Genomic DNA, 12350 nt, shown 5'->3' on the forward strand with positions numbered 1-12350 from the left:
GTGCTCAGCCCAGGCCGAGCAGCGCGGGCACGTCGGCGATCGAGTCGACGACGTACTGCGGGCGATGCCCGTCGACGCCGTCCTCGGCGTCCGGGCGGAACTTCCCGGTGCGCACGAGCACGCCGGTGAGCCCGTGGGCCTGCGCGCCGAGCACGTCGGACTCCACGTCGTCGCCGATCATCACCGCCTCCCCGGCGCTGACGCCGAGACCGAGGAGGGCGGCGGCGAAGAACGCCTCCGCGGGCTTGCCGAGCACTACGGCCTCGGTGCCGGCGGCGTGCTCCAGCCCCACCAGGAAGGCGCCGCTGTCGAGTTGCATCCCGGCGTCGGTGCGCCAGAACAGGTTGCGGTGCATGGCGAGCAGCTCGGCTCCGCGCTGGAGGTGGCCGAACACCTCGTTGAGGGCCTCGTAGCCGAACTCCGGGCCGGCCCCACCCAGCACCACCACGTCCGGTTCCGCGCCGGGCCCCGAGACGAGCCGCACGCCTTCGAGGTCCTCGTCGACGTCACCGCTGTTCAGCAGCAGGCACGCCGCATCAGGACGGTGCTCGCGCAGGTATGCGGCCGTGGCGGCCGGCGCGGTGAGGACGTCCTGCTGGGCCACCGGGAACCCGGCATCGACGAGCGTGGCGGCGATCCGCTGCCGCGTGCGCGACGTCGTGTTGGTGACCAGCGCGACCGGGAGCCCGGCGTCACGGATGGCGCGCAGGGCGTCGACAGCGCCGTCCAGCGGTTCCCAGGACACCGTCAGTACGCCGTCGATGTCGATCAGCACCCCGCGCACGGTGTCCATGGCGGCACGTTACCCGCGGGTGGGCCCCCACGAAGGCCTCACCAGCTGCCCCGATGGTCGGGCATCGACACGATCAGGGGGACCGCGGCCAACAGGATCACGGCGAACACGCCGAAGATGTAGGCCTGCGTGATCCCCGGCGTTGCGCTGACCGACAGCAGTGCCGTGGTGACCGTGATCGACACGATCGCGCCGGACTGGCGGAACATCCCGCGCAGCCCGGTGATCGCCGAGATCTCGCGGGGCGCGAGGTGCAGGGAGGCGTTGTTGCTGGCCGGCGCCGCCATGCCCATGCCGAGTCCGGTGATCCCCGCGGCGATCGAGAGCCATGCCTGCGGCGGGAGGCCCTGAGGGGGCAGGGCCAGCAGTACCAGCCCGACGACCATGAGGACGAAGCCTGCGACCATGAGGATCCGGTGGCCGGTGCGGCGCAGCAGGAACACCGACAGCCCCGAGAGGCTGATCATCCCGAGCGCCCGGATCGCCAGCAGGCCACCCGCGGCGAGCGGGGCGATGCCGTAGCGGTCCTCGGCGTAGATCGGCACCAGCGTGCCGAACCCGAGCGCCGCCGCACCGAACATCACGTTGACCATGTTCATCGTTCCGAAGGTGCGGCCGCGCAGGAGCCGCATCGGCACCACGGCATGGGGATCGCGGCGGGCGTGGCGCAGGAACCGCCAGCAGAGCACCGCTGCCACCACCGCTGCGATCACGGCCGCGATGATCTGCAGACGCAGGTTTCCGGGCGTGCCCAGCGCGGTGATCGCGGTCATCGTGGACAGGAGCAGTCCACAGAGCAGCCCGATTCCCCGCAGGTCGATCGGGGCGGCGGCCGTGGTGCGCGGTGCCGTGCGGATCAGGACGGCCACCAGCACCACGAGCAGCACGCCGAACGGGAGGTTGATCAAGAAGATCGCCCGCCAGGAGGTGTAGGTGACCAGCACACCGCCGACGACGGGCCCGATGATCGCGCCGATCGGGAAGATGCTGGTGAACATGCCGATGGCCCGGTCGCGATCGCGCCCGAACACGTCGGCGACGATGCCCGTGGCGGACGGAACGATCGCTCCGGCGGCCAGGCCCTGGAACATGCGCACGATGATGAGGGTGGCGATATCGCCCGCCATCCCCGCGCACAGCGAGGTCACGGTGAACATCGTGATCGCGATGAGGAAGATCGTCTTGCGCCCGAACTGGTCGCTCAGCTTGCCGGCGATCGGCATGGACATGATCTGGCCGAGCGCGTAGACGGTGATCGTCCAGCTGCTCCACGCCAGGGAGCCGCCGAGGTCATTCTGGATCGCGGGGAGTGCCGTGGCCACCGACGTCTGGTCGATCGAGGCCATCAGCAGGGCGATCGCGATCACGGCGAAGACGGTCCAGCGCCGTGGTAGGGGCTCCTCGCCCTGTCGTTGATCCTGTGTGAGCGAACCATCGGCGGGCAGGGAGCGAAGCATGGCTCGGATATTAATTGCTTGACGCTAAGCAAGCAAAGGACTTGCAAGGTCTTGACGCGCATCCGCATGTGTGATTAGCGTCTTCATAACGTATTCTAGACGTTCATATTGTGAAAAGTGCGTCCCGGTTCTTGATCCTCGGTCCAACGGCGGAGCGTGATCCCGTGGTGACGACACTCGTGCAGACGCTGGTCAGCGGCATTCTGGTGGGCGGGCTGTACGGGCTCTTCAGCAGCGGCCTCACTCTGATCTTCGGCATCACCCGGGTCATCAACTTCGCGCACGGCGACTTCGTGACGCTCGGCATGTTCGGGGCAGTGCTGCTCTTCACATGGCTCGGCCTGAGCCCGCTTCTGGGAATCGTGCCCGTGGCGATCGGGTCGCTGTTGCTCGGCGCGATCGTCCACCGGGTCATCGTCCGGCGGACGCTGTCGATCACCGGTATCAGCGCGGTCGATGCGCAGCACGGCCAGCTCGTGCTCACGCTGGCGGTGTCGATCCTGATCTCCAACGGGCTGCTCATGCTCTTCGGCCCGGCCCCACGCGCCGTGCAGGGCGTGCTGCCCGGCGTCTACGACGTGTTCGGGGTGTTCATCGCCCAGGCGCGGCTGGTGTCGTTCCTGATCGCGCTCCTGGTGTTCCTGATCCTCTACGTCGCGCTGCAGCGCACGCTGTACGGGAAGGCGATCCGGGCCACCGTCGACGACCGGGACATGGCGGCCATGGTCGGCATCGATCCCGACCGCGTGTACGCGGTGAGCTTCAGCGTCGGGATCATGCTGACCGGAGTGGCGGGCTGCGTTCTCGCCACCTACTACCCGGTGACCCCCACCACCGGCGGCAGCTTCCTGATCATCGCGTTCGTCACAGTCGTGATGGGTGGGCTCGGCAACGTGGTCGGCGCGTTCGTCGCCGGGCTCCTGGTCGGGGTGATCCAGCAGGTCACCGCGATCTACGTGGCCGTCGACCTGCAGGACGTCGGACTGTTCCTCGCGTTCGTGCTCGTGCTGCTGTTCCGCCCACAGGGCATCCTCGCCGGACGGAGGGCCCACGCATGATCGGGCGCGATCGGATCACACGCGCGGCGCGCTCCACCGGGGGCCTGAGCGTCGCCGTCCTCGTGCTCGTCGCGAGCCTGCCGCTCTGGTTCATCCAGACGTACTTCGTCCTCAGCGTCGCCACCCTGACGCTGATCTTCATGGCCGCCTCGCTGGGCTGGAACGTGATCAGCGGATTCGGCGGCCAGATCTCCTTCGGCCACAGCATCTTCTTCGGCCTGGGCGCCTACTCCTCGGCGCTCCTGCAGGCCGAGTACGGCGGCAACGCCTACGTCGGGCTCGTACTCGGAGTGGTGATCGCGGTCGTCGTCGCCCTGCTGCTGGGAGCGGTCACGCTGCGCCTGCGCGGGATCTACTTCTCGCTCGCCACGTTCGCCCTGACGCTGGTCTTCGCCATCCTGACCGGCCACTACGAGCAGTTCACCGGGGGCGAGGTCGGGCTCACCCTCCCGCTGCTCGGTGACGACCCCGGCTCGTTCGCCTTCTCGGACAAGCTCGTCTTCTACTACATCGCGCTGGTGCTGGCGGCGCTGGCGTTCGCCGGTGGGTGGCTCGTGCAACGCTCCCGGCTGGGCCTGCAGCTGCGGGCCATCGCCGTCGATCAGGAGGCGGCCCAGGCCTGCGGCGTGCTGGCGTTCCGGGTGAAGCTCGCCGGCCTGGCCATCAGCGCCGTCCCGGGCGCGCTGGCCGGATCCGTGTACGTCCAGTACATCGGGTTCATCGACCCGGACAGCGCCTTCGGCGCCGCGCTGGCCACGCAGATCGCGGTGATCGCGTTCGTCGGCGGGGCCGGCAGGCTCTGGGGCCCGGTGATCGGGGCCGTACTGCTCGTGCCGCTGCAGCAGTTGCTGAACTCGCAGCTCTCCGCGTACCCGGCCGGGTTCAACCTGGTGGTCTACGCGCTGGTCGTGCTCGTGATCCTGTGGGTGGAGCCCCGCGGGCTCATGTCGTTGCGCCGCCGGGTTCCCCGCGTGGGGCTCACCTCCCCGCCGTCGGCTCCCGCTCCCCAGCCGACGGGGGCGGCTGCGACCCGGGAGGGGAGCGCCGGATGACCACACCCGCCGTTCAGGTGGCGCCGACCGGCGCATCGCTGCTGCAGGTCGACGAGCTGACAGTGCGCTTCGGCGGCCTGGTGGCCGTGAACGCCGTGAGCTTCTCGGTGGCCGAGGGAGAGCTCCTCGGGATCATCGGCCCCAACGGCGCAGGCAAGACCACGAGCTTCAACGCCGTGGCCGGAGCGGTGCGCCCCACGTCGGGCACGATCACGCTGGGGGAGACCGTCGTCAGCGGGCTGCCACCCGAGCGGGTGGCCCGGCTCGGCATCGCCCGCACGTTCCAGTCGGTGCGACTGTTCCGGGCGATGAGCGTGGCGGAGAACGTCACGCTCGCGGCGAGCACGGTCTGCCGGTCACTGACCGCGGCGGCTCACCGGGCGGACGAGGTGGCGGAGCTGCTGTCCATGGGGTCGCTGATGAACGCCGAGGTCGGCGCCCTTCCCCTCGCCGACCAGAAGCGCGTGGAGATCGCCCGCGCACTGGCGCTGCGGCCACGGTTGCTGCTGCTCGACGAGATGATGAGCGGGCTCAACCAGGAGGAGACCCTCGACATCATCGGCGTCGTCCGGCAGCTGGGCGCGCAGGGCCTGACCATCATCGTCATCGAGCACGTGCTGAAGGTGATCATGGAGCTGAGCCACCGCGTCCTCGTGCTCGACCACGGGGCGTTGATCGCGCAGGGCGCGCCGCAGGAGGTCATGCGTGACCCGCAGGTGGTGGCGGCCTACCTGGGCCCGCAGGCGGCCCGGACGTTCGGGGAGCCGTCATGAGGATCCCCTGGTCGGCACGGGCAGGCCGATCGGCGTCGGCCGCGGCGGCCCCGCTGCGGGTGGACGGGCTCTCGGTCGCCTACGGCAACATCCGCGCGCTCGTCGACGTGTCCTTCGAGCTGCGGCCCGGCGAGTTCATGGGCGTGCTCGGCGCCAACGGAGCCGGCAAGTCGACGTTGCTGAAGGCGATCTCCGGCCTCGTCCGCCCGTCCGAGGGCACGATCTCGCTCGGCGAGAACTCGGTGCTCGGCCTCCCACCGCACCGCATCGCGGCGGCGGGGATCGCCCACGTGCCGGAGCGCAGGCGCGTCTTCCCGTCGCTCACGGTGCGGGACAACCTCGCTCTCGGCGCCTACGTGACGCCGCCTGCCGTGTCACGCGCCCAGCTCCTCGACGAGGTCTTCTCCCTGTTCCCGAGGCTCGCGGAACGTGCGACACAGCCGGCCGGTTCGCTGAGCGGCGGCGAGCAGCAGATGCTCGCGGTGGGGCGCGCCCTGATGTTGAAGCCCCGGCTGCTGATGCTGGACGAACCCTCCCTCGGGCTCGCCCCCGTGATCGTCGAGGAGATGTTCGAGCGGCTGGCGCGCATCCACCGCGAGCTCGACGTGTCGATCCTGCTCATCGAGCAGAACGCCACGCAGGCCCTCGAGGTGATCGAGCGGGCGATCGTGCTGACCACCGGGGTAGTCACTTTCCGCGGCTCCCGCGAGGAGCTGCTGGAAAGTGACTACCTCAAGCGGGCCTACCTCGGCCTCTAGCCGGCGCTCTCGCGATGGCCGTTGCCCGATGCATCCCCAGCCGCCCGCCCGTCGGCGGAACTCAGGACGGGCGGCTGATCGGGGAGCGGGAATGCCTCGAGATAACGCTCGTAGTCGGGCTCGACGTCGATCTGCAGGGTGCCGAGGATGCGGATCACCGCGTTGTAGAACGAGATGATGATGACCAGGTCGACCAGGCGGGCCCGCCCGAGGTGCTCCTCGAGCGTCGCCCAGGTCTCGTCGGCCATCCGGCCGTCGGTGGTGATCTGTCTGGCCGCGGTGAGCACGGCCGTCTCCACCGGGCCGAGCCCGTGCTCCCGTCCCGCCGTGGCGGCGAGGACGGCGGTGATGTCGTCGTCGGACACGCCGAAGTCGTAGCCGATCTTCACGTGGTGGCTGAACTCGTACGGGCTGGCCGTGAGGTGCCCGACCTGCAGGATTGCGAGCTCACGCAGCCGTGGGTCGAGCTCACAGCCGTGCCGGATCCACTGCCCCAGCACGGAGAAGTGGCGCAGCCCGTCGGGGGAGTTGGCGAGGGCGCGGAAGAGGTTGATGGGGCGGGCGAGGAGCGGTCGGTCGGCCTCGGCCAGGTCGGATTCGGACAGGTAGGGAACGAGAGCCATCGGTTTGAACTCCATCGTTCGTGGCGTCGTCGGAGTCGTTGACGCGGTGCCGCCCACATGGTTACCGTTCTTCAAGTAGTGACGCAAGGGTTCATAATTTGAAACCCGAGGTAGCGCGATGAGCACTGAGGCCCTCGCTCCGTTCCGCGGACGGCAACCGTTCGCCATGGTTTCCGACCTGGTCGTACCGGGCGCCCTCGATCTGGACGCGGACGATCGGCTCTGGGTGCCACAGGCGCCCGATGTCGCGTTCCGCCCGCTCCTGCTCTCGCCGTCGCAGGGCTACTTCGTGAACCTGCTCAGGGTGCGGCGCAGCGGGGTGCTGTCGAGGCACCGCCACGCCGGTCCGGTCCACTCGTTCACGCTGCGCGGCCGCTGGCACTACCTGGAGCACGACTGGGAGGCGACCGAGGGCGGCTACGCCTTCGAGCCGCCGGGGGAGACCCACACGCTCGTCGTTCCGGACGGCGTCGCGGAGATGATCACGCTCTTCCACGTCACGGGCAGCTACGTCTACGTCGACCCCGACGGCAGGGCCACGGGGTACGAGGACGTGTTCACCAAGATCGAGAACGCACGGCGGCACTACGCGGAGATCGGACTCGGCGCGGAGCGGGTCGAGGAGTTCCTCCGCTAGTCAGCAGTCCGGCGATACGCGCGACGAAGGGGTCGACGACATGGGACAACGCGTGGCGGGCAAGGTGGCGGTCGTGGTCGGTGCCGGCCAGACGCCCGGACAGACCGCGGGCAACGGCCGGGCCACCGCCGTGCTGCTCGCCCGGGAAGGCGCCGCGGTGCTGGCGGCCGACCGCGATCTCGCGGCCGCGCAGGACACGGTCGCGGAGATCGAGGCCGAGGGTGGCAAGGCGCTCGCGGTGCAGGCCGACGTCACCGACGAGGACGCCGTGGCCGCGATGCTCGCCACCTGCGTCGAACGCTTCGGCCGGATCGACATCCTGCACAACAACGTCGGCGTGAGCATCGCGGGCGGCGACGCCCCGATCACCGAGATCGAGGCCGACGCCTTCGCCCGCGTCACGGCGATCAACCTGCAGGGCATGGTGCTCACCTGCAAGCACGCCATCCCCGTGATGCGCGAGCAGGGCGGCGGGGTGATCACGAACATCTCGTCGATCGCGGCGAACATCAACTATCCCTACATCGCGTACCGCACGTCCAAGGCGGGCGTGGTGACGATGACCGAGCACATCGCGATCCGGAACGCGGAGTACGGCATCCGCGCCAACGCGATCCTGCCCGGCCTCATGGACACCCCCATGGCGATCGAGAACCGCGTCGGGCTCGGCGGCGCCACCCGCGAGCAGGTGATCGCCGAGCGCAACTCCCACGTGCCGCTGCGCAACAAGATGGGCACGGCGTGGGACGTCGCCCATGCCGCACTCTTCCTCGCCTCGGACGAGGCCTCGTTCATCACGGGTGTTGCTCTCGCCGTCGACGGCGGCCAGAGCCTCGCCGTCGGCTGACGTTCCCCCGCCCCGACGAATGTGCACCGCCTCCCCGCACCGACCCCGATCGGAGTCCCACCGATGACACACGTCCGCGCACGCACGCCCCTGACTCGGGAGCCGGGCCCGTGAGCACCCCGGCCGCGCCGACCGAGCAGCTTCTGGCCGACCTGCACCAGGTCTGGCGGATGCGGGCGTTTGAGGAGAAGGTCCGCGATCTGCGGCTCGCGGGCGACGCAGTCGGCTCGATCCACCTGGGCATCGGCCAGGAGGCGATCCCGGTCGGCGCAGCAGAGCTGATCGGTCCTGACGACGCCGTCTTCGCGACCTACCGCGGGCACTGCTGGGCCATGGCCTGCGGTGCGGCGCCCGCCGCCCTGTTCGGCGAGGTACTGGGCCGGGCCACCGGCACCAACGGGGGCCGGGGTGGATCAGCGCATCTCAGTGCCCCCGCCCACCGCTTCTTCGGCGAGAACAGCATCGTCGGAGCCGGGGCGCCGATCGCGGTGGGAGCGGCGCTCGCCGGCCGGTTCGACGGGTCCGGACGCGTCGCCATCACGGTGTTCGGTGACGGCGCGATGAACCAGGGCGCGGTGCACGAGGCGATGAACTTCGCCGCCGCCATGAACCTGCCCGTCGTGTTCGTCTGCGAGAACAACACGTGGTCGGAGCTGACCCCCATCGACGAGATGGTGCGCGACGCGGTCCTCTACCGGCGCGCCGCGGCCTACGGCATCCCCGGCGAGCGGATCGACGGGAACGACCCCGCCGTCGTGCGCGACCGGCTCGGTGACGCCGTGGAGTTGGCCCGGGAGGGCGGCGGTCCGACGCTGGTCGAGGCGATGACCGCGCGGCTGGTCGGCCACTACATCGGTGATGCCGAGCAGTACCGCAGGCCCGGCGAGCTCGACGAGGCCCGCAGGCGGGAGCCCGTCGCCCGGCTGAGCGGGCAGCTGCGGGCCGCCGGTGTGGACGAGACCGTGATCGAGGGCGCGGAGCGCGACGCCCGCGCGGAGATCGAGCAGGCGGCGGCCGAGGCGCTCGCCGCGCCGCTCGCCGACCCGGCGACCGCGAAGGACCACCTCTATGTCTGAGACCTCTGCAACCGCGCTCCGTCCGGCACAGGCGGGCGGCACCGTCGCGAAGCTGACCTACGGCGAGGCCGTCAACGCGGCGTTGCGCCGCTGCCTGGAGGAGCTGCCGGAGACGCTGCTCTACGGCGAGGACATCGCCAAGCCCGGCGGTGTCTTCGGCGTCACCCGTGGGCTGCGCCGCGACTTCGGCGAGCGCGTCTTCGACACCCCGATCAGCGAGTCGGCGATCCTCGGCTCCGCCGTGGGCGCGGCCATGCTCGGCCGCCGTCCCATCGTGGAGATCATGTGGGCCGACTTCTCGCTGGTGGCCTTCGACCAGATCGTCAACCAGCTGGCCAACGTGCACTACGTCAGCCGCGGGGAGCTGCGGGCACCGGTCGTGGTGCGGACCCAGCAGGGCTCCGCCCCGGGAGCCTGCGCCCAGCACAGCCAGAGCCTGGAGGCGTTCTTCCTGCACGTTCCGGGCCTGCGGGTGTGCATGCCGTGGACCGCCCAGGACGCCTACGACCTGCTCGTCGCCGCCGTGTACTGCGACGACCCGACGATCGTGATCGAGAACCGCACGCTCTACAGCGCCGGGAAGCAGGAGGTGGTGCTCGGCGGACCCGTGCAACCGCCCGGTGGTCTGCGGGTGCGCCACGAGGGATCCGACGCCACGCTCGTCACCTGGGGGGCGATCACCGCACGGGCCGTGGCGGCCGCGTCCACGCTGGCGGAGCAGGGGGTGTCGCTGGAGGTGATCGAGGTGCCCTGGCTCAACCCGTTCCCCACGGAGGACGTCATCGAGCGGGTCCGGCACACCGGCAGGCTCGCCGTGCTGCACGAGGCCAACGTGACCGGCGGATTCGGCGCCGAGGTGGTGGCGCGCGTCGCGGGATCCGGCGTGGCGCTGCGCAGCCCGGCGCTGCGCCTCGGACTGCCCGACACACGGGTCCCGGCCGCGCCCAGCCTGGTGGCGGGCCTGCTTCCCGACAGCGACGGGATCGCGGCGTCGATAAAGGGCTGGCTCGCCGGCAGCTGAGAGCTTCCGCCGCCTGCCGAGGCGGCGCACTGCAAGGACCCAGCGGGGCAACGCTCGAAGAAGGGACCACCGGCCGTGCACATCGTGTTGGGCGTGGACACGCTCTCGTACCACTGCCGCCTCGCCACCGGCGAGATCCGCCTGGAGGACGTGCTCCGCGAGGTCGCGGATCTGGGCGCGGCGTTCGTGCAGTTCAACGCCGTGCACGTCGCCGACCGGCCGGCAGCCGGGCTGGCGGCGCTGCGCGAACTCGCCGCCGACCTCGGCCTGGAGATCACGCTCTCCGGGGACGTGGTCGGCCGTGCGGACAAGGGCGACAGCGTCGACTCCGGCGTCGAGCGCATCCGGCGCTGGACGGAGCTGGCCGAGGCGATCGGGAGCCCGTTCGCCCGTGTCTCCTCCGGCTTCTACCGCAACGAGCTCATGGGCGCGCCGGACCGCATCGCCGCGGAGCAGCGCTACGTCACCGACGTGCTCCGCCGGGCGGTCGACGAGGTGCCCGGCGACGTACAGATCCTGCTCGAGAACCACTCCGACTTCACGGCCGAGGAGTACGTCGAGATCATCGACGGGGTCGGGAGCGACCGCGTGGCCGTCTTCCTCGACCTCATCAACCCGATCTCCTCGTTGCAGGACCCGCTCACCGTGATCAGCAGGCTCGCCCCGCTCGCGCCCGCCGGGCACGCCAAGGACTTCCGCATCGAGTCGCGCTACGTCGAGGACCGGTTCCACCGCCGCGGGTTCGACGTGCAGTGGTGCTACCCCGGTGAGGGCGTCGCCGACCTGACCTCCCTGATGGGCGTGCTCGTGGCCCAGGACGAGCGCGCCGAGCCCTACCGGCTCTCCGTGGAGGGCCTCGACAACTACCCCGGCGTCGCCGACCAGCGGGAACGGCTGGGGGCTTCCCTGGGGTTCCTGAGCTCTCTTCTGGTGGGCGCGCCCCCGGCGCAGCCCGCCGGTGCCGCGCGGTGAGACTCCGGCTGCCGGGTGCGGTCGTGGCGGCGGTCCTGCTCGCCGCCGCCACGGCGTGCAGCGGCGGGATCGCGTTCCAGGACCGCTCCAGCGGCGCGGTGGACTGCGGCGCGGGCGTGAAGATCGGCGCGCCCTACCCACTCAGCGGCGTGTGGGCGGAGAACGGCCAGAACTCGCTCAACGGGATGCTGCTCGCGGCCGACGAGATCAACGCGGCGGGCGGGATCCGTGCCCTGCACGGCGCGAAGATCAGCATCGTCAGCGGCGACACCAGCTCCGACAACCCGGGCCAGGCCAAGACCGTCACCGAGAACATGCTGCAGGGCAACGACATGTCGGCCGTGGTCGGCTCCTACCTGAGCAGCATGACGCTCACGACGGTGATCGCCACCGAGACCCGGAAGGTCCCCCTGCTGACCCAGTCCTTCGTCGACGAGCTGACACAGAAGGGCTACCACTACCTGTTCCAGATCCCGCCGAAGGCATCGGCGTTCGGCACGGAGACGATGAAGGCCGTGGCCGGCGTCTTCGCCGAGCAGAGCCGCAGCCTGCGGACGGTCGCCGTGGCGGGCAGCGACGACGCGTCCACCAAGGCACAGAGCGCCGGGATCGTGGCCGGGTCGCAGGCGCAGGGCCTCGACGTGCGCGAGCAGGTGACGTTCCCGAACGGGCTCTCCGACGCCACGGCCGTGGTGAGCAGGCTCGCCGACGCACGCACCGACGTGATCGTGCTCGGCGGCAACGTCTCCGACCTGTCGCTCATCATCCGGGGTCTGCGCTCCCGCGGTGTCACGACGCCGATCGCCACGTCGGGCGGAGGGGGTGCGCTCACCCCGCAGTTCTCCGCGGCCCTGGGCCCTGCCGCCGACGGCATCATGGCGTCGGCGGCCTGGAACGCCGACCTGAAGCTCCCCGGCGTTCCCGAGGTGGCCGCGGCCTACCAGCAGAAGTACGGCGTGTTCATGCCACAGGAGGCCGGCGAGTCGTGGGCGGCGGTCCACGAGCTCGCGCAGCTGATGGAGTCGGGTGCCACCTGTGACCCGGCGCTGATCCGCCAGGCGCTGGTCACCACCGACTTCACCGAGGGCCCCGCATCGGCGGTGCCGCCGGGCAAGGTCGGGTTCGACGGGACCGGGGCGAACAAGTACATCGTGCCGATCCTCGTCCAGTGGCAGGGCGGCGCGCTGCGCACCGTCTACCCGCCCGACGTCGCCGCGGTGGCAGCGCTCCCGCTCGGCGGCGGACAGGGCACCTGACCGCAGGTTCGGACATTCGAGGAAAGG

13 protein-coding genes are annotated in these 12350 nt (G+C 70.6%); 10 read left to right on the top strand and 3 right to left on the bottom strand.

Translation table 11 applies throughout. From position 1 onward, the window contains the following. Positions 1 to 4: 4 nt before the first annotated feature. Positions 5 to 793 carry an HAD-IIA family hydrolase gene (locus MMF94_RS07160; protein WP_241035494.1) on the bottom strand — a complete coding sequence of 263 codons (789 nt, stop codon included), beginning with the start codon at positions 791 to 793 and terminating at the stop codon, positions 5 to 7. Between the two features lie 38 nt (positions 794 to 831). Then, positions 832 to 2250, bottom strand: a complete 1419-nt coding sequence (locus MMF94_RS07165) for an MFS transporter (protein WP_241035495.1) — start codon at positions 2248 to 2250, stop codon at positions 832 to 834. A 164-nt stretch (positions 2251 to 2414) separates the two neighbouring features. On the opposite strand from MMF94_RS07165, the gene MMF94_RS07170 reads away from it, so the two are divergent. The 4 genes from MMF94_RS07170 to MMF94_RS07185 are packed head-to-tail and all read left to right on the top strand — an operon-like array spanning position 2415 to position 5891. Then, entirely contained in the window at positions 2415 to 3308 is an 894-nt protein-coding gene (locus MMF94_RS07170) for a branched-chain amino acid ABC transporter permease (RefSeq protein WP_241035496.1), read from the top strand. Then, positions 3305 to 4360, top strand: a complete 1056-nt coding sequence (locus tag MMF94_RS07175) for a branched-chain amino acid ABC transporter permease (protein WP_241035497.1) — start codon at positions 3305 to 3307, stop codon at positions 4358 to 4360. The genes MMF94_RS07170 and MMF94_RS07175 overlap by 4 nt, the downstream gene beginning before the upstream one ends. Then, complete coding sequence (locus MMF94_RS07180) at positions 4357 to 5133, top strand: ABC transporter ATP-binding protein (RefSeq protein ID WP_241035498.1); 777 nt, start codon at positions 4357 to 4359, stop codon at positions 5131 to 5133. The genes MMF94_RS07175 and MMF94_RS07180 overlap by 4 nt, the downstream gene beginning before the upstream one ends. After that, positions 5130 to 5891 (top strand): ABC transporter ATP-binding protein, encoded by a 762-nt coding sequence (locus MMF94_RS07185; RefSeq protein WP_241035499.1) that lies wholly within the window; start codon positions 5130 to 5132, stop codon positions 5889 to 5891. Before MMF94_RS07180 ends, MMF94_RS07185 begins: the two co-directional genes overlap by 4 nt. Here MMF94_RS07185 and MMF94_RS07190 read toward each other — a convergent pair. Further along, positions 5888 to 6514: a carboxymuconolactone decarboxylase family protein gene (locus MMF94_RS07190; protein ID WP_241035500.1), complete on the bottom strand. Its 627-nt coding sequence runs from the start codon at positions 6512 to 6514 to the stop codon at positions 5888 to 5890. The two genes, MMF94_RS07185 and MMF94_RS07190, sit on opposite strands and share 4 nt — an antisense overlap. Positions 6515 to 6632: 118 nt before the next feature. Between MMF94_RS07190 and MMF94_RS07195 the strand changes: the two genes are divergently transcribed. The 6 genes from MMF94_RS07195 (at position 6633) to MMF94_RS07220 (ending at position 12323) form a co-directional block, all read left to right on the top strand. After that, a complete protein-coding gene (locus MMF94_RS07195; RefSeq protein ID WP_241035501.1) occupies positions 6633 to 7151 on the top strand; it encodes a 2,4'-dihydroxyacetophenone dioxygenase family protein in 519 nt (172 codons plus the stop codon). A 40-nt stretch (positions 7152 to 7191) separates the two neighbouring features. Next, on the top strand, positions 7192 to 7998 hold the full coding sequence (locus MMF94_RS07200) for an SDR family NAD(P)-dependent oxidoreductase (protein ID WP_241035502.1): 807 nt from the start codon (positions 7192 to 7194) through the stop codon (positions 7996 to 7998). A 110-nt stretch (positions 7999 to 8108) separates the two neighbouring features. Further along, positions 8109 to 9074 (top strand): thiamine pyrophosphate-dependent dehydrogenase E1 component subunit alpha, encoded by a 966-nt coding sequence (locus MMF94_RS07205; protein ID WP_241035503.1) that lies wholly within the window; start codon positions 8109 to 8111, stop codon positions 9072 to 9074. Further along, positions 9067 to 10095, top strand: a complete 1029-nt coding sequence (locus MMF94_RS07210; protein ID WP_241035504.1) for an alpha-ketoacid dehydrogenase subunit beta — start codon at positions 9067 to 9069, stop codon at positions 10093 to 10095. The genes MMF94_RS07205 and MMF94_RS07210 overlap by 8 nt, the downstream gene beginning before the upstream one ends. Positions 10096 to 10188: 93 nt before the next feature. Further along, on the top strand, positions 10189 to 11067 hold the full coding sequence (locus MMF94_RS07215; RefSeq protein ID WP_241035505.1) for a sugar phosphate isomerase/epimerase family protein: 879 nt from the start codon (positions 10189 to 10191) through the stop codon (positions 11065 to 11067). Then, positions 11064 to 12323 carry an ABC transporter substrate-binding protein gene (locus tag MMF94_RS07220; protein WP_241035506.1) on the top strand — a complete coding sequence of 420 codons (1260 nt, stop codon included), beginning with the start codon at positions 11064 to 11066 and terminating at the stop codon, positions 12321 to 12323. The genes MMF94_RS07215 and MMF94_RS07220 overlap by 4 nt, the downstream gene beginning before the upstream one ends. Positions 12324 to 12350 lie beyond the last annotated feature (27 nt).

Origin of the sequence: Pseudonocardia alaniniphila (assembly GCF_022524485.1) — a bacterium.
Classification (GTDB): Bacteria; Actinomycetota; Actinomycetes; order Mycobacteriales; family Pseudonocardiaceae; genus Pseudonocardia; species Pseudonocardia alaniniphila.